This window comes from Pseudochrobactrum mosebachae (genome assembly GCF_048914685.1).
Lineage (GTDB): Bacteria > Pseudomonadota > Alphaproteobacteria > Rhizobiales > Rhizobiaceae > Pseudochrobactrum.
This window is the reverse complement of record NZ_CP128408.1, coordinates 2304374-2329159: the sequence shown is the minus strand read 5'-3', so window position 1 is coordinate 2329159 and position 24786 is coordinate 2304374. Positions and strand designations below refer to the sequence as shown.

Here is a 24786-nt window from a genome sequence, read left to right as displayed (position 1 = left end):
GGATCATGTAATCCGCTCTAAGTTATTGTTGTTACGCATTATCGTGGCCGTCCAGTGATTCCATTGGACTACGAAATGCTCTAACAACAGCGCAGCGACTATTTTATTTTGCGGTATGATAGGTTTTGGCAGCCGCACAAAAGGCTTCCAGCAAACGGATATCACCCTCCATCTGCTTATATTCAGGGTGCCATTGCACGCCGATTGCAAAATCGTGATCCGGCAGTTCAATAGCCTCAATCACACCATCTTCAGCTAAAGCGGTTACCCGCATTGGCGCTTTAACACTGCGCACCGACTGGTGATGCGAGCTGTTAACATGCTGCTCGGTGGCACCAGTAAATTGTGCAAGCTTGCTGTCGCTTGCGATTTGAACCGGATGACCGGCACGTTTTTTACCACCGGCATTTTCTGTATCATCCGAAACCGAATGCTCCAGCGCATCCTCCACCTCATCCGGAATATGCTGCACCAATGTGCCACCGGCAATAACCGCCAGCAGCTGATGCCCGCCGCAAATGCCCAGCACCGGCATATTGCGCGCCAGTGCACCGCGCAAAACGGCAGTTTCAAAAGTGGTGCGAGCCGGTTTCAAGCGAATAGTATCGGTGCGGGCTTCTTCACCAAACATAGCAGGCGGCACATCAAAGGCACCACCGGTTACAACCAGCCCGTCACACAGATCGAGATAGGTCTCAGCAAGTTCAGCCAGATGTGGCAGCGCTACTGGTGCAGCGCCGGCCTCTTCCAGACAAGACATATAATTCTGCCGGATCGCATACCATGGTGAATCTGAAAACCCGCCTCCCTCTTCACTATCAAGAGTTACACCAATAATCGGACGACGTAGATCTGTGTGTGTCATGCTATACTGCTTCTGTGAAAAAATTGTTCCGGCAGGTTAAATCTCAATCCAGTGATAAACGCTGCGAGCCGCTGATTTTGTTTTCCGCCCATTTGGAGAATTTGAGGATCGGATAGCAATAGATGAAATAGACCATGGCTATCAGCCCGTAAATAAACAACACATCACGGGGAAAACGCAACATTGAAACCTCTCCCTGACGAGTAAGCTCTGAAATCCCGATCACCGACAGAATAGCCGTGCTTTTGATAATGATCACATAAACACTGCTCATCGGCGCGATAGTCAGTTTCAATGCCTGCGGGAGGATAACATGCCACAATTTCTGCAACTGGTTCATCCCTACAGCGGTCGCTGCCTCCCATTGTCCGCGCGGCACGGCATCAATAGCGCCGCATACAATTTCAGCCACATAACATGAGGTATAAAGCGACAGCGCTACAAAAGCGGCCGTGCTGGAATCCCAGCTCAACCATTCAATACCGGTATTTGGCAGCACAAAATAGAACATATACAGCTGCACAAGAAACGGCGTGCCTCGCAGCACATGCACATAGAGCCCAAAGACTGGTGACAGGACGGCAATGCGATAACTACGGACAATGCCGATTAAAGTACCGAGCACAGAACCTGCTAAAATCGCAACCAATGAAATAACAAAAGTCTCTTTAAATCCGGCCCAGAGAAAGGGCAGCAAAGAGACTGTCAGCTTCCAATAATATTCAAACATAGCTTCAGCCTTTCGCAGCCCAGGCAGGACCCGCCAGTTTCTTCTTCACCTGATGAGAAAGAACCAGCATCACACAATAGATCGCCAGATAACCGGCAGCGATAGTCAAAAAGCTTTCATTCGGCCGCACGCGCTCGCTATTCAGCAACAGGCCCGCACTGGTGAATTCAAACACTGTAATCAGTGACAATAGCGAGGTGTCTTTAATCAGCACCGCCGTTTGCCCCAGCACCGGCGGGATCGTATTGGCAAAGGCTTGTGGCAACACGATATGGATCAGCCGCTGCCCGTAACTCATACCCACGGCCTTGGCCGCCTCTATTTGCCCGCGTGCCACAGATTCAATACCGGTCCGGATTATTTCGGACATATAAGGCGAACAGTTAATCACCAAAGCGCCAATACCCAACCACATTTCAGGCCATCTGGCAGTAAAGGGCAGCAAAACCGGCAGGCCGAAATACACCAGATAAATCTGTACCAGCAACGGCGTAGACCGGATGAAAGTCACATAGGCCTGTACCATATTGCGCAGCACTTTCCAGCGCGTGAACATGATGATAGCCATGATCGTTCCGATCACAAAAGACAATACAAAACTGACACCCGTTGCCAGCAAAGTATTGCCTAAGCCCTCGGCAAAACGGTCGAGATATTGCGCAACGATGCGGTAATTAAAATAATCAAGAATGAATGATGACATTATATCGTCCCAGAGCGCTGCATATTTCCAACAGCACCTCACGACCGGCCTTGAACTGCCGGATTAGCCAAAACACCACATAACAAAGAGGCTCTTGCCCGTAGCAGTAAACGGGCAAGAGATTATCGTCTGATTATTTGTTGTCTTTTTCCCAGGCAGTTGTGTTCCACCAATAATCAACCATCTGCTCAAGACGCTTGTCAGAGGTGATCAGCTCAACATAGTTATCGAGCCAGAGCTTCATATGCACTTCATCAGGGCGCACAGCGAAAGCCAGCGGATTTTTAACGATAATACCATCAAGAATTTTCAAGTTACCGAATTCATTGACAAAATTTGTCACATTACCGAGGTCGGAAACCGTTGCATCAATACGTCCTGCAGACAAAGCCTGCGCAACCGCAGCGGTTCCGCCGGTAAACTCTTTCAAAGTCGCTTTAGGCATAAATTTCTTGATGGCTTCACTATAAGAGCTGGCCTGTGTGGAGCCGATATTCAGCCCTTCCTGATTAAGATCCTCCCACTTGGCCAAAGGCGAACCGTCTTTAACCACAGCGACCGTTTCTTCATAGAACATAGGGCGTGAAAACAGCAGCTGTGCTGCGCGCTGCGGGGTTGGCGTCATATCCGCGGCAATCATGTCGACTTTACCGGCCAGCAGTGCCGGAATAAGACCTTTCCAGTCATAATCCTGAAACACCACTTTAACGCCGAGATCCTCACCCATCATACGGGCAAGCTCTACCGCCAGACCGGTCTGCTTACCGTCTTTATTGATAAAGCTGACCGGTGCGCCCTGTGTTTGCACAGCAACGCGCATTTCACCGCGCTTGAGAATTTCATCCATGACACCGGCCTGCGCGGTGCTGATTGCACCGGCAGCAACAGTGGCTAGCACGCCGATCGACAATGCGAATTTTTTAAAAAAGCTCATAATGTTCTCCTCGTTATTATATCGATTTACCCTTGTTCAGACGGGTATTTACACAGTCTTTTCAGTGTATTTATGATAATTTTGATATGCAGCGCTCCCCCTCTGGTCGACAATGCAAGGCTTACAAAACCTGTTCTAGAAAATGCTGTGTGCGCTGATGTACTGGTTTTGAAAACAGCACGGCCGGTGTTCCGGTTTCAACAATTTGTCCTTCATCCATGAAAATAACCCGATCGGCCACCTCACGGGCAAAGCCCATTTCATGGGTCACAACAATCATCGTCATACCGGATTTGGCCAATTCCTTCATCAGGTCGAGAATGCCCCCGACCATCTCCGGATCAAGCGCTGAAGTCGCCTCATCGAACAACATCACTTTAGGATTCATCGCCAGAGCACGCGCAATCGCCACACGTTGCTGCTGACCGCCGGAAAGCTGGCTCGGATAATGTCCGGAACGCTCGGCAATGCCTACCCGCGCCAGCATATCCTGTGCAATTTTCAAGGCTTCCTGCTTGGAGCGCTTTAATACCACGGTCTGCGGCATCATCACATTTTCAAGAGCAGTTTTATGCTGAAACAAATTGAAATGCTGAAAGACCATGCCGATTTCAGAGCGTGCATGGTTGAGATTGGTCTTGGGATCTGAAATCGCCAGATTATTGACCATGATCGTGCCGCTGTCGATTTTTTCAAGCGCATTGAGCGTGCGCAATAATGTGCTTTTTCCTGAACCGGACGGGCCGATAATCACCAGCACTTCACCTTTATCGACGTTGAAAGACACATCTCCCAATGCGCGATGCGCTTTACCATTATTCGTCGCCGGATAGGTCTTGCTAACGTGATCAACCGATATAAATGCCATCTTAATCCCCTTTGACCCTGCTTCTAACGAGCAGTTATGTGTCAGTTATTCAAATCACTTAAATTCATGCCGGCAAAATGCCGTAATATGCCACTGAAACCCCACCCGTCAGGATAATGCTATCATCAGCACACAACTCAACCTGTAAAGTCCCGCCCGGCATATCAACACGAAATTTTTTGAGCGCAGTCCGCCCGCTCCGCAGTGCCGCAACCGCTGCAGCACAAGCACCGCTGCCACAGGCTTGTGTGAGAATTCCAGGGCGCTCATAAACAACCAGCCGCAACAGCGCCTCATCATCCCCCCCCTCAGATACCGGCGCAACAATTTGCGCTACACCAATATTAGCCTGCTCGGGTAAATAGCTGCTTTTTTGTAAAATACTTGCGTGCCGCACAACATCCACCGCATCAAAATCCGGCACAAAATATACCAGATGGGGATTACCCATATTGACTGCGAACGGTTCACATAACGGCCCGTGATTTAAGCTACCCTGATGGTCTTCAAGTGGGCCTGCCAGCGGAATAGTCTGCCACTGCATTAATGCTGGCTCAAGATGCAGACTGACCAGCTTGTCAGCATCATCAGTCATAGACGCTTCAATCATTCCGCCTAAAGTCTCAATGACAACGCTCAGTTTACGCGCTTCCTGCATCCACAGAAACGCTGCACAGCGCGTAGCATTGAAACATGTCTGCGCTTCGGCTCCATCAATATTATAAATACGTAAGCGCATATCAGCGCCAGCTTTATGCGGCGCTTCGAGCACCAGCAATTGATCGCCACCAACACCGAGGTGACGGTCACAAATATGCTTGATCAATGCCGGTTGCGGCCTGAAAGACTTTTCACGCCCGTCAACCAATACAAAATCATTACCCAGACCGTGGGTCTTGATGAAAAACACACCTGTAGCGCCAGACTGCACCATGTCAGAATATGGCCGCATAATTCCCCTCCCTTTCGAGCTGCCTTAATGGCAGTCTCAGGAGGCGGCCTCCACCACCCCCTTTTATAAACAGACCGCCTAAACTGTTTACAAATCCTGTTCCAACAATAATGCGTCTTCCACAGTCCACTGACGACGAACAAGCTTGTAATGATCGCCCTCGACCAGCACTTCCTGGATCAATGGCCGGGCATTATAGGTCGAAGACATTGTGGCGCCATAGGCCCCCGCCACACCGAGCATCACCAGATCACCGCGCTCCAGTGCCGGCAGATTATCAAACTCGCCAAAAGTGTCCGAGCTTTCACAAACCGGCCCAACCAGATTAACCCGCACGGCGTCCGCTTCAGCTGCCGGCTCGCGCACCGGCCACACCGGATGGATGGCATCATACAATGCCGGACGCATCAGATCATTCATCGCTGCATCAACGATAGAAAACTTGGCATTGCCCTGATTTTTTCCGTAAAGCACTTTGGTCACCAGTGCGCCCGCTTCAGCAATAATAAAGCGCCCCGGCTCCATTGTCAGTTCACAATCAATATCGCCCAGAGTTTCACGCAGAGTGCGCGCATAGGCATCCACATCCATACCGGCTGAACCGTCATAGGAAACACCAAGCCCGCCACCCAGATCAAGCCGTGAAATTGTCAGTCCTTTGGCACGGATATCCTTTGTCAGTTGCGCTACCCGCTCAAAGGTCTGGCGATAGGGTGTCACATCGGTAATCTGCGAACCGATATGCACTGCAATACCCACCACATTGATTTCTGCTCGTGCTGCGGCATCGGCATAGGCTTTCAGCGCTTCTGAATAGGCAATGCCAAATTTGTTTTTGCTGGTACCTGTGGTAATTTTAGGATGGGTCAGCGCATCCACATCAGGATTAACACGCAGCACAATAGTTGCCACTTTGCCAATCTGTTTTGCCACACGCGAGATAGCATCCAGCTCTTCAACCGATTCCACATTCAGCTGATGGACACCATGATGAAGCGCAGCTGCTATTTCATCATCGGTTTTGCCAACACCCGAAAAGACAATTTTTTCTGCCGGTGAGCCCGCAGTCAATGCACGATGCATCTCGCCGCCCGACACGATATCCATGCCGCACCCCTCACCCACCAGCAATTTGAGCAGGGAAAGATTATTATTGGCTTTTACCGCATAGCAAATCTGCACATTGAGATCACTGAGCGCTGTTCGCAATTGCGCAACGCGTTCGCGGATTGCGGTCGCTGAATACACATAAAACGGCGTGCCATATTGCTGTGCAATAGCCGAGACAGCAACTTTTTCAACAGTCAATTCACCGTTTTTATAACCGAAATGCGTAACATGCGGACGCGAAAACTCAGTGGTCATTTTACCCTCAAACTCTTAAAACAGCGATATCTTGTGCAGCCGCTATTTTCATATTTCATAGTTTTAAGCTATCAGACCCGTGACTGCGGTCAAATTCATAATAATGTCTTTATTATTCATTTTTGATATGTTTTATATGGCGTGAATTCGGATCACAGGAGAAGCACCGATGCGTCTGACCCATCGTCAGCTGGAAATTTTTCAATCACTGATGCATACGCTGAATGTTACCGAAACAGCTGAGCATCTGGGCTCCTCGCAGCCAACCATCAGCCGCGAGTTAAAAGACCTTGAAGCTATTCTCGGTTTTGCTTTGTTTCACCGTGATAACCGCCGCCTTAAGCCCACTCAGCAAGCCGCAGCTCTTAATGTTATTGTCCAGCGCTCTTTTGTGAGCATTGAGGAAATTGCGCGCACAGCCCGCGCTATTCGTGGTGATAATCTGCAGCGGGTTTCTATTGCTTGCCTGCCTGCTTATGCCCATGCGCTGATCCCTCAGGCGACCAAATTATTTTTGCATGACCACCCTGAAGCACTGGTCAAAATCCACTCACTGGAAGAAAGCGCTTTGACCCGTGATCTGCTCGGCAAGTTTTTCGATGTCGGGCTGGTAGAAGGCAAGATTAATCTCAATGCCTCAGCAACACTTGAGGCCTATACCGGCGATCTTTTATGCATTATGCCCGCAGACCACCCGCTGGCAGAATATGACATGCTGGATATTGAGCAATTCGCGGGGCATAATTTCATTTATTATTCTGATGAGGATTATTACCGCCGTCAGGTCGATCAGCTTTTCAACAGTGCCGGCATTAACCGCAAACTCACGATTGAAGCCACAACGGCGTCATCCATCGGTTCTCTGGTGGCGGCTGGCATCGGCATTTCCATGATTAACCCGCTCAGCGCATTGGCCTATGAGGGAAAGAACCTGCTGATCCGCCCGATACGTCACTCCATCCCTTATTATGTGAATATCTGGCAGCCGGAAGATATCCGTCGTGGTGCACTTGGAGCACAATTTGTACAAGCCATCACCATCGCTGTGGATAATATTGTGGCGCGGCTCAAAGCACGTGGCCTCTGTGCATAGATTGAAGCAAAAACTTCTATGGGCTTGAGTATACCTTGCTAACAAAGCGATAGAACGCGGTATTTTAAGCTCACCATCAAGGGTTGAACTACGCTGATCTGCTTTGCTCTGCATGCACATAGCGATATAGTCCGTTGTTTATAAGACAAAACATATAATCAAGAAAGAATCCTCTCATGGCCAATCCGGTTTTCGCATCTCTCGGCAACACTATTTTTGAAACCATGTCGAGGCTGGCCACGGAAACCGGCGCCATTAATCTGGGTCAGGGCTTTCCTGAAGGGCTGGAGCCACAAGAACTCATTGAAGCCGCCATAACCGCTTTGCGTGAGGGTTCACATCAATATCCGCCAATGCTCGGCCTGCCGGTACTGCGCAAGGCTGTGGCAGACAATGCCCGCCGCTTTTTTAATATTGATGCCAATTGGGAAACTGAAATCCTGATCACCTCAGGCGCTACAGAAGCACTGGCAGACAGTTTTCTGGCGCTCATCAATGCGGGTGATGAGGTAATTACTTTTGAGCCGGCCTATGATGCTTATGCCCCGCTGATCCGCCGCGCCGGTGGTGTGGTACTACCGGTGCGCTTTGCACCACCACAATGGTCTGTGCCCGAACAGGCACTCAGCGATGCGATTACACCACGTACACGTTTCATTGTTGTGAACAATCCGATGAACCCGATCGGCAAGGTTTTTAGCTCTGAAGAGCTGAACTTGATTGCTGGGCTGGCGCTCAAACATAATCTCATCATCATTGCTGATGAGGTTTATGAGCATCTGGTTTTCGATGAGAACCGTCATATATCGCTGTTTTCGCTGCCGGAAATCCGCAACCGTGTTGTACGCATCGGCTCTGCCGGTAAAAGCTTTTCGCTTACCGGCTGGAAAGTCGGCTACATCACTGCCGATGCCGCGCTGATGAGCATTATTGCACGCGCGCACCAGTTCATCACCTTCACAACACCACCGGCATTACAGGCAGCGGTGGCGGTGGGGCTCAACCTGCCGGATAGCTATTTCAATGGCTTGCGACAGGAGCTGGCACAGCGGCGCGATTATCTGGTATCGGGCCTTCGCACAGCAGGCTTTAGCATAGCGGATGCACCGGCAACCTATTTCGCCGTGGCCGATATCAGTGCGCTGGATAGCAACGGTGATGATCTGGCCTTCAGCCAGCGCCTGACCAGAGAGGCAGGCGTCACACCGGTTCCGGTTTCAGCCTTTTATGCCAATACCGATGTAACCAGCCATGTGCGGTTTTGCTTCGCCAAAAAACGCGATACACTGGAGCAGGCAATTCACCGCCTTAGCCAGTGGCGTGAGAAAAATGCCCCCGTCAGGTAATTTCCAGATATTCTTTCAGCGGCATATCATCATGGGCTGGCACGGTCTGACGCTCAATCATACGGTGGACGCGTGGTTTTTCAGGGCCCTTATGCAGAGCCAATAATTTCTGCGAAACTTCAGCATCGGCAAATGTGCGGCGCTGATTATGGCGCACATATTCCACCCATGTCGGCACATGGTAACTCTCGGTCCACAAATCCGGATTTTCCAGATCGCGCAGCAATGCCCATTGCTGCGCACCATCACGGATGCGGATACGGCGGCGCGCTGTCATGCCCTCTAAAAAGGCTGGCACATTGCTCTGATCAATATGATAATCAACCATCACCATAATCGGCCCGCTGCGCGGACGGATATCCAGCCGCAATTGCGGCTCAGAAAACTGGTTGAGCGGATCAAGATTAAGCTTGTCAAATTCCGGCAGCTTAAATACCAGCCCGACCAGCGCTCCGCCAATCAATGAAAAAGCGGCAACACTTAAAGCAACTTCAACACCATAGCCGTCTGCAATCGAGCCCCATAGCCAACTGCCCGCAGCCATACCGCCAAAGGTTGCAGTTTGATAAAGCGCCAAAGCACGCCCCACGACCCAGCGCGGTGTAGACAGCTGAATGGTGACATTAAACAGCGATAGCGCCATAACCCATGAGGCACCGGCAGGCAGCAGCAGTAAGCATGTCAGAAAAACGGAATGGCTGAAAGACAGCAGAAAAACGCTGAGGCCGAATGTAATAAAAGCAGCACGCACAATGGTTTCATTGGCGAATTTTTCACGCAGCCGTGCTGAGCTTAAAGCACCGGCAATCGCACCAAGACCAAAACCGCCAAGCATAACACCATAGACCAGCGCGGTACCCTGCACCAGATCGCGGGCAACCAGCGGTAGCAGCGCCAGAACAACAATCGCAGACAGACCAAACAAGAAGCCGCGAAACATAACTTTGATCAGGTTTGGCGACATAGATACATAGCGCAGCCCTGCAGAGAGCGCACGGCCGAATGTCTCACGCGGCAGGGTTGATTTTGAAACCGGCGGTTTCCAACGCAGCAGCGCAATGATCAGCGGAATATAGCTGAAAGCATTAATGATAAAGGCAAAGGCCGCGCCTGCCACAGCAACAACCAAACCACCAATAGCAGGGCCGAAACTACGCATGGCATTAAAGCTCATGCTGTTCAGCGCCACCGCATTCGGCAAATCGCTGCGTGGTACAATATCGCCCATTGAGGCCTGCCATGACGGATTATGCAAAGCCCCGCCACAGCCGATCAGAAAAGTAAAGCTCAGCAGCAACCACGGCGTAAGCCAACCCATATAGCCAAAAATTGCCAGCGCCAGCGACACCAATAACATCATAAACTGCGCGATCAGCATGATACGGCGGCGGTCGTAATTATCGGCTAAAGCACCGGCAAACAGTGAAAAAAACATCACCGGCAAAGTGGTAGAGGCCTGCACCAGCGCCACCATATTGGATGATTGAGCGATTGTCGCCATCATCCAGCCGGCACCGACTGTCTGGATCAGCCCACCAAGATTCGAGGCAAGCGTTGCAGTCCATAGGGAGCGGAAAGCTTTATGTTTAAACGGGGCTAAAGGGGATACACTTTGCGACACCGCAGAATTTCCTAACCGAAGCAGATGCTCCATCATGCACAGTTCGGCACCATAATCACGCCGAAAAATCAAACAGCTTGTAAAATCAACACCGCAGCACCGTCAGAAAACCGGAAGCCGCATTAATGCGCCGCCTCATTCAGATTTATTATAAAGCGACGCAATTTTGTCCTTAAACCTAACCATGTCATACTGTCTATGCAACATGTACTCTGTTCAAACGCTAATAACGAAGTTACAGCTATAAGCCGAATAAATAAAAAAATTATTGCAAGCCAGCGGTGGGATAAAATTTGTCATGAGTGAAATCAGACACCTTGCTCAAGCAGATATGCCCGATGTCACACACCTTTTTCAACAGATCTTCCGCGATCATACCACACCGCCATCAGCGGCGCTCACGGCCTATTTGCAATATCTCTATATCGGCTTTGCGGGTGAGCGCACCCCTGCCTCCAAAGTGCTGACTGATGACCATGGTGCAATTTGCGGTTTTATCGGCATTCATTGTTTTGATTATATTTATAATGGTCAAACCTTGAAAGCCGCCATGGTCGGCTCGCTGATGGTGGAAAATCATGAACAGCAACCGATGGGTGGTGCGCGCCTGATGCGCAGCCTGCTTGATGACGATTATGACCTGATCCTCACTGAAACCGCCAGCGAAACCACCGCCGCGATGTGGAAAAAACTCAATGCCGTGCAGCTGACCGGCTATAGCCTCGATTGGCTGCGGATTATTCGCCCGCTCGGTTTTGCGGTTGATACGGCTGCATCAAAAGTCAGGCTCTTCAACCTGTTCAAACCGCTTACAAACTGGGTTGATGGTCGCAAACGCCTAACTATGGCCGGCAACAGTCTGCGCTGGTCAGCCACCCCGCAAAACTGGCCTGCGGCTCAGGCTTTGCAATGCAGCGCAATTAATGCCGCTGAATTTGCAGAGCTTTATATGCAGTTCAGCAACAGCTTTTCCTGCCGCCCGCAATGGGATGAACAGCAACTGACTGCCCGCCTAAAGGATGCAGTGCAAAAACCGGATTATGGGGACGCCCATATGGTCAAACTTACCACCAAAACCGGCAAAGCCGTCGGGCTGTTTCTCTATCATCTGCAAACAGGAAAAACGGCACGGGTGCTGGAACTACTCAGCCATCCCAAAGCCGCAAGTCAAACCATTGATGCGCTGGTTCATCATGCCGCCTGCAATGGTGCCGTTGCTATTCGCGGACGCACGCAGCCTGAGATGATGGAAGCCATGCTGGGTAAGCGTATTGCTTTCACCCATCTTGCATCGACCATGGTATGGGCAAAAAACCCGGACATGTTACAGCCCTTCATGCACGGTCAGGCACAGCTCAATGGTCTGGCAGGCGAGCATTGGAGCCGGTTAACCGGCAACAGCTTCTGAAATAAAAAGCCGCCTGTTGAGGCAGCTTTTTATTTTAAAGGAAGTCTTTTACCGGCTCAACCAGGAGTGGCGGCTCATGCAATGCGCGGGTTGTTTTGCGCTTGGCAGTAATATCGGTCCACACATGCTGCACCTGTGTTGCAGTTAAACTGGTCGCTTTAGCGGTATCTTCAGCACTGATGCCATGGTTCATGGCATAGAGACACAAATCCATCAGATGATAAGGCAGTGAGAAATAAAATTCTTCCTGCGTTTGTGCCAGTGAAAATGTATCGGTGGTCGGCGGGCGCCTGCGGATATCCGCAGGCACACCCAAATGCTCTGCCAGCTGGTAGACTTGTGTTTTATAAAGATGGGCAATCGGCTTTACATCGGCGGCGCCATCACCGTTTTTAACAAAAAAGCCCTGATCATATTCCAGCCGGTTCGGCGTGCCGATCACTGCAAAATTCAATCGGTCCGCATGGTAATACTCAAACTGCTTGCGGGTACGTTGCTTCATATTGGTGGCAGCCACAATGCCAAGATAAGCTTCTGGCGTCAGACGGATTTTCTGCTGTTCTCCATCCGGAGACTGCACCACCAGCGATGAAATATTGTAGCCGCCATTTTCAGAGGCATTATTGATTACCAGCTTGGAAGCCCAACCCTCACCATAGTTTGGCACAACAGAGCGGATAAAATCATCGCGGCGGCTGTAGCAGCCCATAGCCGCAAGTGCAGGGCCAATATCTTCAATCACGGTTTGGATACCAAAAGTCTGCGCGAGTTGTTGCCCGAGAGCCAGACTTAAAGGATCAGAATCATTTTCAGGCATAAAAATGCCAAAGACTTTATCAGCACCCACCGCCCTAACGGCCAATGCTGCGCTGACACTGGAATCGATACCACCGGAAATACCAACCACCAGACCGCGGCGGCGCAGGCCACGCAACTGGCTGCGCAATGCGCTCGTGATCTTTGCCACTTCCGCTTCTGCATCAATGATCATGGTCTGCGCAGAAAATCCTTGCATGTTATTCATCCTGAAACTGCCTGTAATTTTGTGCCAATATTTCCGCCGCCAATAGACGGCTCACTTTACCTGTATCGGTACGCGGTAATTCATCCACGATAGAGACAAAAACCGGCACCATAAAATCTTCCAGATGCTGACGGCAAAACCGAATAACCTCTTTATCACTAAGAGTATCATCAGCTGCGATCACCATTGCGGTGATCGCCTGCCCCAGCATTGCATCCGGCACACCAGCTACCACGGCCTCGCGAATTGCGGGGTGGCTGTAGAGCACGGTTTCCACCTCTTTAGGCGGCACTTTTTCACCGCGCGATTTAATAATATCGTCTTTGCGGCCAATGAAATAATAATAACCGTCAGCATCCATACGCAGCAAATCACCGGTATGCAGCACTTTTTCCCAAGGGTTGCGGCCGGTTTTCAGCACAGCTTCACTGGCCGGTGGATTATTCCAATAGCCCTGCATAACATGGGGTCCACGTATCACCATTTCGCCTGCTTCACCAATAGCTACCGGCGCGCCATGCTCATCCACCAGATAGACCTCGCTATTGGGCAGCGCTATACCCACTGAATCCGGTTTTTGCGTAATCATATGCGGCGGCAGCCATGTGCAACGCTTGCATTCGGTCATGCCATACATCGAATAAATCTGCGTGGTCGGGAGAAGTTTTTGCAAAAATGCAATATGCGGTACCGGCAATTGCGCTGCCGTATTGGTAATATAGCGCAGATCCGGTAAAAACCCCGGCGCAAAATCGCGCATTTGCATCATCAATGCAGACATTGTCGGCACAATCGGAAAGCCGGTCACTTTTTCTGCATGCATGGTTTCAAAAACCGCGTGCGGAAATGCAAACGACTTTTCCAGCACCAATGTCGCGCCGAGTTTCACTGCCATCAACAGCTGATAAAGCCCGTAATTGAACGACAGCGGCAAAACCGATAGGATAATATCATCCGCGCTATTGTCTAACAGGCCGGTCAGCGCATGAGCCGCCGCTTCAATATTACGGTGTGTCATCATCACACCTTTCGGCCGCCCTGTAGAGCCGGAGGTGTAAATCAGCATTGCCAGATCAATATCAATGCCGTGATTATCAACCGCAACCCCGTCGCCTTGCGGCACAAGACTATCTTCAAAAGAGATCGTCTGGCGCAGTGAGCGCGACTTTTTTGCGCCTGCTATACCCTGCACGGCAAACACCACAGGAATATTGGCCAGCGCCTCTGCCTCGTCAATCACCGGCAATAATTTGGCCAGTGTCAGCAGCGCTGAGGGCGTGCAATCATTGAGGATATAACTCAGCTTATCCGCTTTGGTTGACGGGTTAACCAGCGTAAAAACCGCGCCAGCCTTTAAGACAGCAAATACAGAGACCGCCGCCTGCCAGCAATTATCCATAAAGATAACAACACGATCGCCGCGCTTTACATTGTGCAGCAGCAGATTGCGTGCCAGCGCCTCGGATTGCAAATCAAAATCCGCATAAGCAAGCCGGTGCTGCCCTGTAACCAAGGCAGTTTTTTTACCACAGTTTTGCGCATGATTTTTGAGATAGCGTTCAATCCGCATGAGCGATCAGGCAGCCTGACGGGTCGTTACAAATGCGTGGATTTTTGACACGCTGTCGAGATGTGCAGGGATAATATCCGCATCGGCCATTTTCACACCAAACGCTTCATCAATAAACGCGACCAGCTCCAACACACCGGTTGAGTCCATAATATCATTATCGATCAGCGAGGCATCATCGGTCAGATCATAATCTGTATCGCCGAAGAGAAAGTTCTCAATGATGAATTCCCGCAAGCGGATTTTAACTGTGTCAGTCATAGAAATATCCCGTTTTATTATCTGCTTTGATTTTTATTCAAAACAACTTTCTGAGCATTCACGAATTTAACATTTACAATCAAGTATTTTGAGAACTGATCTTAACGCTTAAACTTAACGCACTCAAATTGTCCATTAAACTTTGTTCATTTTGAACTATTTCAGAGAAGTGGTAAATTTTTGCAACCATAACTGCGTTGAAAGCATACCAATATAGGCTGTATTATCTCGAAATCCGCTCAAACCCTGTTCTTTATTCTTGGCGCATAATTTTGAAACGGCTTTCGTATTAAAATAGCCGCTCTCTTCAATACGCGCCTCACTCATCAGGTCACGTACATAATCCAGCTCACCTTTGCCGGTAAAAGACTGGCTGTCTGGTGCACGGTAAGGCTGTTTCTGCCGTTGCAGAACCTGTGCCGGCACACGCTGCTTTGCGACCTGACGCAGCAGGTATTTCTCTGTCAGCCCCCGTAATTTGAGCGAGGGGTGCAACTGCGCTGCAAACTCTGACAACCGGTGATCAAGAAACGGAAAACGCGTCTCAACTCCATGCGCCAAGGCCATACGATCGCCCTGACTGGACAAAATATATGACGGCAGCAAAAACCGGCATTCAAGATATTGCGCCTGATGCAGCTCATGCCAGCGACCGAAGTCGTCCGGCAATTTGGATGCCAGCTCTTCGCCCGCATCATAATCACCAATTTCAGCTTTAAGACCACGCGAGAAAAACAGCTTAGCGGTACTGGTTGCCTTCATCCGTGGCCGGTGCGAATAGAGCGGATCGGTAAGATCAATGCCCTCAACACCAAAAAATGCGGCCAGATATTCCGGTGTTTGTGCTTTTAGCCCCGGAAGATAGGGATAAAGCTTGCGGAATAAATATGGCCTGATCTGCGATTGCGGCTGGCGGGCGCAGAACCGTCTGACTTTGGCTTCACGGAAAATATCATAACCGGCAAACAGCTCATCTGCCCCCTCGCCGGTCAGCACCGCTTTCATGCCACTGTCACGCACCAGCTGCGCCAGCCGGTATAAGGGCGCGGGAGCTGTGCGCACCAAAGGCACTTCAGCAGCACCGATCACCTGCGGAAATATAGCCGCAATATCCCCTTCGCCAATATTAACCGCGTGATGCTGTGTGTGCAGTGCCTGCGCCACTATCTGCTGAAAACGGCTTTCATCATATTCACTATGGTCAAACCCTACAGAGAAACTATGCAAATGGCCCTGCGTTAAAGGCTGTGCCAATGCTGCAATCAGGGATGAATCCAGCCCGCCGGAAAGATAAGTGCCCACCGGCACATCTGCCTGAATGCGCAATCTCGTTGCATCCTGCAGCAAGGCTTCCAACGCCTCTGCGGCCTCATCTTCATCTGTGATCACTGCATCATCATGACGATCAGGATAATCCAGTGCCCAGTAACGGCTGATTTGAACACCCCGCGCATCACATATCATCATATGCGCCGGTTCCAGCTCGAAAATATCACGAAAGGCTGTACGCGGGGCCACCGGTGACCACAGCGTAAAAATCTGATCCAGCGCCAGCGGATCAAGTTGTGCTTCAACACCGGGTGCGCGCAACAATGCTTTGATCTCTGAGCCAAAATACAACACGCCATCGCTATATGTATAAAACAGCGGCCGCACGCCCATGCGATCACGGGCAATAAACAGCCGTTTTTCTTTTGCATCCCATAAAGCGAAGGCAAAATCACCGTTCATATGCTGAAGGCAATCTGCGCCATAATGGGCATAGAGGTGCAGGATCACCTCAGTATCGCACTGCGTTTTAAACCGCGCACCTTGCGCTTCCAGATCACGGCGCAGCGCAACATGATTAAAAATCTGTCCGTTAAACACCAGCGTGAAACGCTGATCAGCCATGCTCATTGGCTGCTGTCCGTCACTGACACCAACAATCGCCAGCCGCTTATGCGCCAGCCCCACACCATCAAGCGCGATAACGCCTTGCTCATCCGGCCCGCGATGGGCAATGGCATCAGCCATTTTGCGCAGCAAAATATCCGGCGACTGATCCGTTTTTACCTGTCCGAAATATCCTGCCAAACCACACAAAATGCCATTCCCCCGCACAATTAATAGCAGCCCTTCACTCTTCTAGCGCAGGAGACAAGGTTTCGCAAAACAGCATTTTTATTACAATGACAGACCCGACTGAATTGTTGTTTCACGGTTAATAGCGGCTGTAGTTTCTTGGCAATCATTATAAGCCGGTAACATGTGCAAAACAGGCGCCATACTTGCTCAGGCTTTCAAAACATCACATAGTCGCTTTTAGCTTCAACTTACGAAAAGTTTGTTCTAAAAGGCTAAACGAAATCATTGCAAAAATTTCCACCCCTTACCGCAACAAAGCGCAGGGCTGGACGGCAAATATGGCCGACGCTGACAAGTTAATGTTTGCTGATCCAATCTGTCGCTTTTGGTAAGGACACAAAATGCAGAAGTTTAATCTTTCCCGCCGCCAGACACTCGCAGGTCTTGGTGCTGCCGGTGCGCTTGGTATGTTTGGCTCACCGCTGACACTTTCAGCCCGAGCAGATGCCACGCAGATCAAAGCCGTGTTGGGGATCATCCGGCTTGCAAGTCAGGCACCAAGCTTTATTGCGCAGGAACGCGGCTATTTCAAAGCTGAAAACCTCGACATGGAATTCAAATATTTTGAAGCAGCACAGCCTATGGCTGTTGCTATTGCCGGTGGTGATGTTGATTTCGGCGTAACGGCTATGAGCGGCGGCCTGATCAATCTGGCAGAAAAAAACGCAGTTAAAGTTATCGGCGGCTCGCTGCAGGAAGAAAAAGGCCTCGCCGGCCAGATCATTCTTGCTTCCAATAAAGCCTATGAAGCAGGCCTGACCGATCCGAAGCACCTTGCAGGCAAAAGCTTTGGTATTACCACTGCCGGCTCGTCCTTTCATTTTATGGCGTATAAAATTGCCAAGGCCAATAATATTGCGCTGTCAGAGATCACATTGCGCCCGCTGCAAAAAGTCGGCGCGGTGGTCGGTGCTCTCACTTCCGGCCAGATTGATGCATGGGCCATCCAGCCAAGCATTGCCAAGAAAATGATTGCTGAAGGTGCCGCCAAGCAGATTGGTCTGGTTGCCGATTATGCGCCGGATTATCAGGTAACGACCGTTTTCACCTCTACCAAAAATGCGGCGGAAGAACGCGCTAAAACCGAAGCCTTTATTCGCGCTTACTCCAAAGCAATTGACGATTACAACGCCGCTCTGGTTGATAAAACCGCCAGCGCTGAAGAGGTTGATGCGATCGCCAAAATCGCCCACAAATATGTTGAAATGGATCTGCCGTTTGAACAGGCAAAAACCAACCTGATCAATGGTGCGATGCGCATCAATAAAGGTCTGGCGCTGTCACTTGGTTCTGTAACCGAACAGCTCAATTGGTTCAAAGACGAGAAAATGGTTAAAGATACCATTACAGCCGAGATGCTGTTTGATACCAGCTATGTCAAGATTATCTGATTAAAGCAGCCTCAGTATAAACGGGAACCGGCATTCTCTGCAAAACCGGTTCCTTTTCCGCGAATAATCAGGGCCCGTATGATCTTGTATCTGCCGCCCTGAAGAAAAGAAGTACGGACTGGCATGGATTTGCTGCTTAAAAATATCGGCCACCATTATGGTAAGGTCGAAGTTCTGCGTGATATCACGCTTGAAATCAACCAGGGGCAAATCGTCTGTCTGATCGGCCCATCCGGTTGCGGCAAATCCACTTTGCTCCGGTTTATTGGCGGCCTTGAAAAGCCGACATCCGGCGAGGTTCTGCAGATTGGCGAAGCCTCTCCTGCATCGCTCAACCCGCTGACTTATGTTTTCCAGCATTTTGCTTTGCTGCCATGGCGCACTGTGGCAGGCAATATCCGCCTCGTGCTGGAAGACCACAAATTATCGGGTCGTGAGATGGATACCATCATCACCGATGTGCTGGCGCGCACCCGCTTGTCAGATTTTGCTGATGCTTATCCCAAACAGCTTTCAGGCGGCATGAAACAGCGCGTGGCTATTGCCCGTGCGCTGGCTGTGCGCCCTGATGTGATGCTGATGGATGAACCGCTCTCGGCGCTCGACAGCCAGACACGTGAATTGTTGATGGATGATCTGGTCAGCCTGTGGATGCGCCAGCCCTTTACCGCTGTCTATGTCACCCACAATCTTGCTGAGGCTGTGCGTCTTGGCCATAAAATTGTGGTGCTGTCGCGCCGTCCCGGCCGCATCAATCAGGTCGTAACCATTGATACCCCGCTGGATCAGCGCCATCTGGCAGATCCTGTTTTGGATGCCAAGCAACAAGAGCTTTGGGCGATGATGCGTGATGAGGCAATGGCCGCCGATCAGGAATTGCTAAAATGACAAATACAACACGTCCCGCTGATCCGGCGAAATCCGCAACAGTCATCACCCGTAATGTACCGTTTCGTGGCGGTGGTTTTGCACCACAAAAAGTCCGTTTCATTGCACCGTTGCTGTTCATTGGTCTGATCGCTCTGGCTGAAATCGGCACACGTACCGGCTTTATATCCAATCTGACATTGCCGCGCCCTTCTGCGGTCTTAGGCACATTTTATCAGCTCTATGATACCGGCCTGCTCTGGAAACATTTGCTGCCATCGCTGCAACGGCTTTTTGTCGGCGCAACAATGGGTATTGTTGCTGGTATCTTGCTCGGCACGATGATCGGCTTGTTTTCCTATGTGCGGGCAGGTTTGGTACCTTTGGTGGCAGCGATCTTCCCGATCCCTAAAATTGCTCTTCTGCCATTGTTTGTGATCTGGTTCGGCATTGATGAAATGTCAAAATATGCCCTGATCGCTTTTGGCACATTTACCCCGACCGTGGTGGCAACCTATGGCGCAGTGGATAATGTCGACCGCAGCCTGATCCGTATGGGGCAGAGCTTTAATATGCGTTGGTGGTCGATCATCCGTAAAATCGTGCTACCGGGTGCATTGCCTGGCATTCTGTCAGGTTTGCGCGTGTCTATTGCCATTGCAATTATTTTGCTGGTGGCTGCGGAAATGCTGGGCGCTGAATATGGTGTCGGCGCATATATTCTTGAAGCAGGTGCGCTCTATGATCTGGAGCGACTATTTGCCGGTGTCACTATTCTCTCGATTATGGGGCTGATTACCAGCTGGCTGATTGGCCGGATCGAGCATTATTTCCTGAGCTGGCGCTAAATCAGTATGGCCCGACCAGTTCACCGGTTCGGGCCATAAAATCCAATCCCGCTCATTCGACCCAGCCAGTGCCATTTGGTGCCTGACAACCATAGGGTGGCAGGGTTTTACTACCAAAATTTTTCTTCAGTTGCTGGCATCCCCAATGGCGTATTGAGGCGGGCATATAGGATTGCAGAGCAATACCTACTTCATCAAACGGGTCTTTTTTGTTCGTCACATAGCTATACCAACGCTGCCCTGCAACAGCAGCAGTTCCAAGCAAAACAATCAGAATGATCACAAGCAGTTTTTTCACGAAACCTCCGGCTTGAAATATGCTCTGCATCGGCGGGTATCACAGACATACATTATAGCATATTCGGTTTGGCAGTGAACAGCTTCCCGTTCAAGTACAAAAAATCGGGGGCATTTTGATGCCCCCGATTTTGATGTTTTAGTAACGCGCGTCTTTTGGCTTTTTACCTGTCGGCCAGTCTTTAACCTTACCGGCAAAATCAGGTCGCGGCATATGCGTAAAATATTCTGACACATCAATCGCTTCCTGATCTGTCAATACGCCGCCCTGCCCCAGCGTGCCATCAAGATGCACACTGACCGGCATATTATATTTCACGAAAGCAGCTGCCTTGTAGGTACGCGCCATACCGGCACCGATGTTAAAACTGTCATCCCCCCAGAGCGGCGGGAAAGTATAATCGCCAAACTGGTCTTTCTTACCTTCGCCGTCATTGCCATGACAAACAGCGCATTGTGCGGCATAAACAGCCTGACCATTGACAGGATCCGGTACCAGCGTTTCATCAATTTTACCCGCCCCTTCCACTTTCACCATATGCTCTTTAGGCAGACCCTGCCCAAGCCATTTCATATAGGCGATCATGCCGGTCATTTCTTCAGATTTGGGATCCAGTGGTTTGCCGTTCATAGAACGCTGAAAGCAGCCATTGATACGCATCACCAGATTAACCTCTTTACCGGCACGCGGCATCACCCGCGGGTAAAAATTATAAGCATTAATATAAGGCGCACCTTTATCGAGCTTACCCTGCGCCAGATGGCAGGAGTTACAATTTAACCCCGCGCCAACATTGTCTGGCAATAAGCGGGCAGTCTCATTGAGCAGCCGCTTGCCATACATAATGGCTTCGGCATCCGGTTCCTTGGCAATCAGATCATCGCTCGGCACTGTATATTGGCCAACAATTTTGCCACTTTCATCCACAACGTCATAGGTCGGCATCAGCGGTGCATCCGCACGCATGGGCTTGACGATAAAGGTCCATCCGGCGCCTGCTGCACCAAGTGTTACGGCCAGTGCTGCGGCTGTTGCAATCCAGAATTGCTTGCTCATTATTTTGCCTCCGGAACGTAATGCACGGGCTTGTGTTCAATCAAATGCCTCATGCGGGCAATATCGCTTTCTTTGATAACCGAGCCATGGTTACCCCAGCCTGTGCGGATGAAGTTCAGAATATCTGCAACCTGCTTATTGGTGAGATGTGCAAATCCCGGCATTTTAAACACCATCGGATCATGCGGCGTATCAGCCATAGTGCCACCATCAAGTGTCAGCTGGATCAGGGAGCTCGGATCTTCTGCAAACACGATGGAGTTTCCGGCAAGTGCAGGGAAAATCCGGGCTGCACCGCGTCCGTCAAGACGGTGACAGGCAGCGCAATTATCGACATAACCCACAGCACCTTTTGCAGAAAAATCACCGGCACGCAGCGCGGATGTTGTCACATCTTCTTGTGGTGTCCAAGCTTGCGGATGACTTGCACGCGCAGGCAAGCTTTTCAGATAGCGGGCAATTGACGTCAGATCATCATTGGTCAGATATTGTGTGCTATGTGCCACCACATCAGACATCCCGCCAAAAGCAGCAGTGCGCTCATTACGTCCGGTTTTCAGAAAATCAACGATTTCGCCTTCATTCCACGTTGAAAGGCCGGTGCCTTCATCACGCAGGTTTTTCGCATACCAGCCTTCAAGCACAGAGCCGGAAAGATATTTACCACTTTTGTCATCGTTGAGCGCAGTTTCCTGATAACCGATGCCACGTGGTGTATGACAGGCACCGCAATGTGCAAGGCCTTCAACCAGATAAGCACCGCGATCAACCATCGCATCAAGACCGCTCGCAGATGTAAATTCACGCGGCTGCGCAAAGGCCAGCTGCCACAACGACAAAGGCCAGCGCATATTCATTGGCCAAGGCAGAGTTGAATCTTGATTACCCTGCTCAACCACATCAACCTTCGACATGAAATAAGCATAAAGTGCTTTGATATCGTCATCTTTGACAACGACATAAGACACATAAGGCATAGCCGGATACAGCGCCACACCATCGGGGCGCACACCGCGGCGTACAGCACGTTCAAAATCGCCATAGCTGTAATTGCCGATACCGGTTTTCTTGTCGGGCGTAATATTGGTGGAATAGATTGTCCCAAGCGGGGTTTGCATTCCCAAACCACCGGCAAATTCCTTGCCACCGGGCGCTGTATGACAGGCGATGCAGTCACCGGCGCGCGCCAGATATTCCCCCTGCTTAATGAGCGCAGGATCCTGAATATTAACTTCAGCTTCCTGTTTCGGGGCATACCAGTGGTGCGATGTGACTGCGATAGCATAGCTTGCGCCAAACAATCCCAGACCGCACAGGACCATCGTTTTAACAAGCTTCATGTTGAACTCCTGAGTCGTCTCTTTCCTCTCATCTGAGACGCTCAGGATGTTTTCTCATTGATTGAGATCAATAGCGCTAATGTTTGCCGATATATATTTATCAATAAATACAATATTATAAGAATAAGAATTTTATGGTTGTAACTTGAAAGAAAATTATACCCGAAAGCGTCAGAGCCTATCTCAGCTCTGACTGTCAATTTTTGTTTCTCAAAGCCACCGTCACGATCAGGTCACCGTGCCCCACTCGGTCCACGAGCCGTCATAAAGACGTACATTCTCATACCCAAGCAAGTTAAGGGCAAGAAACAATACCGCAGCCGTCACACCTGAACCACAGGTGGTGACGACAGGCTTACCTTTTTTAATACCCTGCGCTTCAAATATAACCTGCATCATTTCAAGCGGTTTAAAAGCACCATCGGCCACCAGAGAACCAAAAGGCACATTTCCTGAGCCCGGAATGGAGCCTGAGCGAACATTGCTTCGCGGTTCTGGTACCGCTCCTGTAAAACGCTCCGCAGAACGAGCATCAACAATATGTGCGGCTTTATGTTTGGCGATCAACACCATCTCTTCGATAAACACCACTTTTTCAGCGGCATATGCCGGTTTAAACACCACTGGTTCTGGCAGCGCTGCACCGCTCTCTGTCGCAAAACGCGCAGCCTGCCATGCTGAAATACCACCGCGCAGAATATGCAGCTTTTTCACACCCATAATATGGAACAGCCACCACACACGCGGCGCAGCAAACAAATCACCGGTTTCGTAAATAACGATCTCATCATCCACTGCAATGCCAAGCTTGCCGACTGCTTTTGCAAACACGTCAGGAGACGGCACAGCATGGGGGAACGCTGAAACCGGATCGACAATCTTATCCTGATCAAAAAACACCGCGCCCGGAATATGAACCTTTTCAAATTCCTCACCACAATTGCGCTTAGCCGCAGGCATATACCATGAGCCATCAACAATTTTAAGATTTGTCTGGCTGAGGTTTTCTTTAAGCCATTGCGGCGTTACGAAAATTTCTTCCGGTGTCATAGATTTTCCCCTGAGTCACAGCATGTGCATACAGAGTATAACCACAATTGCCGTCACAAAAGAGGCTTTGAGATTATATTTTTAGCCATATGCATTATGGATAGCTTTGCTGCATTGCACAGGATCGTCATGGCGGTTTTGCAAAGAATTTGTGTGTAGGAACAGATGCAGATTACCCTCTCGTATTGACGCGAGTTTATACTGCTTTACAGTCGATCCTCAGGAGGAATTATGCAGAAAAACTTTGTAAACAATCTAAAATTTGCTTGCTCAACCCGGCATTCGGTTTCAGAAATATGCAGAGATTTGTGTATCAATCGGCAGCAATTTAACCGCTATATTAATGGTCAGTCAGAGCCGTCTCCATTTAACTTACGCAAAATAGCAGATTATTTTCATGTTAAGCCTGAGGAATTCCAGTTATCGGAAGACAAGTTTCACGCAAGACTTTCAAAACGCAATGCAAGCACCATCAATAATTCCGATTATATTCTCGATTTTTTCAAAGCAGAACGCTCCAGTGCAGAGCAATATCTTGGCGACTATCAAACATTCTATGTCTCACCCTCATGGCCCGGTTATATTATTTGCTCGTTCACGCGCATTACTAAGGAAAAAGACTATATAAAAGTCAAATCCATCGAAAGGATCTATGATCCAAATGATGAAGTACAGCAAAAATCAAAATATGCCGGCTTGTTTGCAATCAGTAGAAACAAGGTTTTTATAGTTGAAAAAAGCTATAATAATCCCTCGATCATTGCCGAGACAATTTTACAACCGTTCGAAACCCATCAAAAGAACTACTTAAAAGGCCTGACTATCGGTGTCTCATGGCGGCAGGATAATACTCCTTACGCAGCTAAAACTATCTGGAAAAAACTTAACAAAAACATCAATATCAAAAACACCATAAAAAAATGCGGGCGATACAGCCATGATAGCCATGAACTGCCCGCCCCTGTAAAATTGTTCTTCGCCCCTGATGAGGCAAAACAGACTATATTGATATAAAAAACAAAGCGCATTGAACTCGGATCATGCGCTTTGTTCATTTTCATCAGCTGTT

23 protein-coding genes are annotated in these 24786 nt (G+C 49.8%); 7 read left to right on the top strand and 16 right to left on the bottom strand.

Annotated elements, in window-relative coordinates; genetic code table 11:
* Nucleotides 1-103: 103 nt before the first annotated feature.
* The 7 genes from MP213Fo_RS10645 to lysA form a co-directional block, all read right to left on the bottom strand.
* Nucleotides 104-865, bottom strand: a complete 762-nt coding sequence (locus tag MP213Fo_RS10645; RefSeq protein ID WP_421088993.1) for a gamma-glutamyl-gamma-aminobutyrate hydrolase family protein — start codon at nt 863-865, stop codon at nt 104-106.
* Nucleotides 866-908: 43 nt separating this feature from the next.
* Nucleotides 909-1595, bottom strand: a complete 687-nt coding sequence (locus MP213Fo_RS10640) for an amino acid ABC transporter permease (protein WP_421088992.1) — start codon at nt 1593-1595, stop codon at nt 909-911.
* A 4-nt stretch (nt 1596-1599) separates the two neighbouring features.
* Complete coding sequence (locus tag MP213Fo_RS10635; protein ID WP_421088991.1) at nt 1600-2298, bottom strand: amino acid ABC transporter permease; 699 nt, start codon at nt 2296-2298, stop codon at nt 1600-1602.
* 133 nt (nt 2299-2431) lie between these two features.
* Nucleotides 2432-3232, bottom strand: coding sequence for an ABC transporter substrate-binding protein (locus MP213Fo_RS10630; RefSeq protein ID WP_421088990.1), 801 nt, complete (start codon nt 3230-3232; stop codon nt 2432-2434).
* Between the two features lie 121 nt (nt 3233-3353).
* The gene (locus MP213Fo_RS10625; protein WP_421088989.1) at nt 3354-4100 is read right to left on the bottom strand and encodes an amino acid ABC transporter ATP-binding protein; all 747 of its coding nucleotides are present in this window, start codon (nt 4098-4100) and stop codon (nt 3354-3356) included.
* Nucleotides 4101-4164: 64 nt separating this feature from the next.
* Nucleotides 4165-5052: a diaminopimelate epimerase gene (gene dapF, locus MP213Fo_RS10620; RefSeq protein ID WP_421088988.1), complete on the bottom strand. Its 888-nt coding sequence runs from the start codon at nt 5050-5052 to the stop codon at nt 4165-4167.
* Between the two features lie 87 nt (nt 5053-5139).
* Nucleotides 5140-6417: a diaminopimelate decarboxylase gene (gene lysA / locus MP213Fo_RS10615; RefSeq protein ID WP_421088987.1), complete on the bottom strand. Its 1278-nt coding sequence runs from the start codon at nt 6415-6417 to the stop codon at nt 5140-5142.
* Nucleotides 6418-6586: 169 nt separating this feature from the next.
* Between lysA and MP213Fo_RS10610 the strand changes: the two genes are divergently transcribed.
* Complete coding sequence (locus MP213Fo_RS10610; protein ID WP_421088986.1) at nt 6587-7510, top strand: LysR substrate-binding domain-containing protein; 924 nt, start codon at nt 6587-6589, stop codon at nt 7508-7510.
* A 176-nt stretch (nt 7511-7686) separates the two neighbouring features.
* A complete protein-coding gene (locus MP213Fo_RS10605; protein WP_421088985.1) occupies nt 7687-8856 on the top strand; it encodes an aminotransferase in 1170 nt (389 codons plus the stop codon).
* Here MP213Fo_RS10605 and MP213Fo_RS10600 read toward each other — a convergent pair.
* Nucleotides 8849-10477, bottom strand: a complete 1629-nt coding sequence (locus MP213Fo_RS10600; protein WP_421088984.1) for an MFS transporter — start codon at nt 10475-10477, stop codon at nt 8849-8851. The two genes, MP213Fo_RS10605 and MP213Fo_RS10600, sit on opposite strands and share 8 nt — an antisense overlap.
* A gap of 298 nt (nt 10478-10775) precedes the next feature.
* Between MP213Fo_RS10600 and MP213Fo_RS10595 the strand changes: the two genes are divergently transcribed.
* Complete coding sequence (locus MP213Fo_RS10595) at nt 10776-11885, top strand: hypothetical protein (protein ID WP_421088983.1); 1110 nt, start codon at nt 10776-10778, stop codon at nt 11883-11885.
* Nucleotides 11886-11919: 34 nt separating this feature from the next.
* Here MP213Fo_RS10595 and nadE read toward each other — a convergent pair whose 3' ends face one another.
* From nadE to asnB, 4 genes are all read right to left on the bottom strand, one after another.
* Nucleotides 11920-12909, bottom strand: a complete 990-nt coding sequence (gene nadE / locus MP213Fo_RS10590; RefSeq protein ID WP_421088982.1) for an NAD(+) synthase — start codon at nt 12907-12909, stop codon at nt 11920-11922.
* Nucleotides 12902-14479: a class I adenylate-forming enzyme family protein gene (locus tag MP213Fo_RS10585; protein WP_421088981.1), complete on the bottom strand. Its 1578-nt coding sequence runs from the start codon at nt 14477-14479 to the stop codon at nt 12902-12904. The genes nadE and MP213Fo_RS10585 overlap by 8 nt, the downstream gene beginning before the upstream one ends.
* A gap of 6 nt (nt 14480-14485) precedes the next feature.
* The gene (locus MP213Fo_RS10580) at nt 14486-14740 is read right to left on the bottom strand and encodes an acyl carrier protein (protein WP_421088980.1); all 255 of its coding nucleotides are present in this window, start codon (nt 14738-14740) and stop codon (nt 14486-14488) included.
* A 156-nt stretch (nt 14741-14896) separates the two neighbouring features.
* Complete coding sequence (gene asnB, locus MP213Fo_RS10575) at nt 14897-16825, bottom strand: asparagine synthase (glutamine-hydrolyzing) (RefSeq protein ID WP_421088979.1); 1929 nt, start codon at nt 16823-16825, stop codon at nt 14897-14899.
* Nucleotides 16826-17208: 383 nt separating this feature from the next.
* Between asnB and MP213Fo_RS10570 the strand changes: the two genes are divergently transcribed.
* The 3 genes from MP213Fo_RS10570 (at nt 17209) to MP213Fo_RS10560 (ending at nt 19973) form a co-directional block, all read left to right on the top strand.
* A complete protein-coding gene (locus tag MP213Fo_RS10570) occupies nt 17209-18258 on the top strand; it encodes an ABC transporter substrate-binding protein (protein ID WP_421088978.1) in 1050 nt (349 codons plus the stop codon).
* Between the two features lie 123 nt (nt 18259-18381).
* Nucleotides 18382-19146, top strand: a complete 765-nt coding sequence (locus tag MP213Fo_RS10565) for an ABC transporter ATP-binding protein (protein ID WP_421088977.1) — start codon at nt 18382-18384, stop codon at nt 19144-19146.
* Nucleotides 19143-19973, top strand: a complete 831-nt coding sequence (locus MP213Fo_RS10560) for an ABC transporter permease (protein ID WP_421088976.1) — start codon at nt 19143-19145, stop codon at nt 19971-19973. The genes MP213Fo_RS10565 and MP213Fo_RS10560 overlap by 4 nt, the downstream gene beginning before the upstream one ends.
* A 52-nt stretch (nt 19974-20025) precedes the next feature.
* On the opposite strand, the gene MP213Fo_RS10555 is transcribed toward MP213Fo_RS10560, so the two are convergent.
* From MP213Fo_RS10555 to sseA, 4 genes are all read right to left on the bottom strand, one after another.
* Nucleotides 20026-20271, bottom strand: a complete 246-nt coding sequence (locus MP213Fo_RS10555; protein ID WP_421088975.1) for a hypothetical protein — start codon at nt 20269-20271, stop codon at nt 20026-20028.
* A 138-nt stretch (nt 20272-20409) separates the two neighbouring features.
* Nucleotides 20410-21327 (bottom strand): c-type cytochrome, encoded by a 918-nt coding sequence (locus MP213Fo_RS10550; RefSeq protein ID WP_421088974.1) that lies wholly within the window; start codon nt 21325-21327, stop codon nt 20410-20412.
* On the bottom strand, nt 21327-22667 hold the full coding sequence (locus tag MP213Fo_RS10545; protein ID WP_421088973.1) for a c-type cytochrome: 1341 nt from the start codon (nt 22665-22667) through the stop codon (nt 21327-21329). Before MP213Fo_RS10545 ends, MP213Fo_RS10550 begins: the two co-directional genes overlap by 1 nt.
* Nucleotides 22668-22895: 228 nt before the next feature.
* Nucleotides 22896-23717, bottom strand: a complete 822-nt coding sequence (gene sseA, locus MP213Fo_RS10540; protein ID WP_421088972.1) for a 3-mercaptopyruvate sulfurtransferase — start codon at nt 23715-23717, stop codon at nt 22896-22898.
* Between the two features lie 231 nt (nt 23718-23948).
* Between sseA and MP213Fo_RS10535 the strand changes: the two genes are divergently transcribed.
* Nucleotides 23949-24731, top strand: coding sequence for a helix-turn-helix domain-containing protein (locus tag MP213Fo_RS10535; RefSeq protein ID WP_421088971.1), 783 nt, complete (start codon nt 23949-23951; stop codon nt 24729-24731).
* Nucleotides 24732-24786 lie beyond the last annotated feature (55 nt).

Coding starts and splice junctions, on each gene's coding strand:
- MP213Fo_RS10645 (WP_421088993.1), bottom strand. CDS start 865: ATGACACACACAGATCTACGTCGTCCGATTATTGGTGTAACTCTTGAT.
- MP213Fo_RS10640 (WP_421088992.1), bottom strand. CDS start 1,595: ATGTTTGAATATTATTGGAAGCTGACAGTCTCTTTGCTGCCCTTTCTC.
- MP213Fo_RS10635 (WP_421088991.1), bottom strand. CDS start 2,298: ATGTCATCATTCATTCTTGATTATTTTAATTACCGCATCGTTGCGCAA.
- MP213Fo_RS10630 (WP_421088990.1), bottom strand. CDS start 3,232: ATGAGCTTTTTTAAAAAATTCGCATTGTCGATCGGCGTGCTAGCCACT.
- MP213Fo_RS10625 (WP_421088989.1), bottom strand. CDS start 4,100: ATGGCATTTATATCGGTTGATCACGTTAGCAAGACCTATCCGGCGACG.
- dapF (WP_421088988.1), bottom strand. CDS start 5,052: ATGCGGCCATATTCTGACATGGTGCAGTCTGGCGCTACAGGTGTGTTT.
- lysA (WP_421088987.1), bottom strand. CDS start 6,417: ATGACCACTGAGTTTTCGCGTCCGCATGTTACGCATTTCGGTTATAAA.
- MP213Fo_RS10610 (WP_421088986.1), top strand. CDS start 6,587: ATGCGTCTGACCCATCGTCAGCTGGAAATTTTTCAATCACTGATGCAT.
- MP213Fo_RS10605 (WP_421088985.1), top strand. CDS start 7,687: ATGGCCAATCCGGTTTTCGCATCTCTCGGCAACACTATTTTTGAAACC.
- MP213Fo_RS10595 (WP_421088983.1), top strand. CDS start 10,776: ATGAGTGAAATCAGACACCTTGCTCAAGCAGATATGCCCGATGTCACA.
- nadE (WP_421088982.1), bottom strand. CDS start 12,909: ATGAATAACATGCAAGGATTTTCTGCGCAGACCATGATCATTGATGCA.
- MP213Fo_RS10585 (WP_421088981.1), bottom strand. CDS start 14,479: ATGCGGATTGAACGCTATCTCAAAAATCATGCGCAAAACTGTGGTAAA.
- MP213Fo_RS10580 (WP_421088980.1), bottom strand. CDS start 14,740: ATGACTGACACAGTTAAAATCCGCTTGCGGGAATTCATCATTGAGAAC.
- MP213Fo_RS10570 (WP_421088978.1), top strand. CDS start 17,209: ATGCAGAAGTTTAATCTTTCCCGCCGCCAGACACTCGCAGGTCTTGGT.
- MP213Fo_RS10565 (WP_421088977.1), top strand. CDS start 18,382: ATGGATTTGCTGCTTAAAAATATCGGCCACCATTATGGTAAGGTCGAA.
- MP213Fo_RS10560 (WP_421088976.1), top strand. CDS start 19,143: ATGACAAATACAACACGTCCCGCTGATCCGGCGAAATCCGCAACAGTC.
- MP213Fo_RS10550 (WP_421088974.1), bottom strand. CDS start 21,327: ATGAGCAAGCAATTCTGGATTGCAACAGCCGCAGCACTGGCCGTAACA.
- MP213Fo_RS10545 (WP_421088973.1), bottom strand. CDS start 22,667: ATGAAGCTTGTTAAAACGATGGTCCTGTGCGGTCTGGGATTGTTTGGC.
- sseA (WP_421088972.1), bottom strand. CDS start 23,717: ATGACACCGGAAGAAATTTTCGTAACGCCGCAATGGCTTAAAGAAAAC.
- MP213Fo_RS10535 (WP_421088971.1), top strand. CDS start 23,949: ATGCAGAAAAACTTTGTAAACAATCTAAAATTTGCTTGCTCAACCCGG.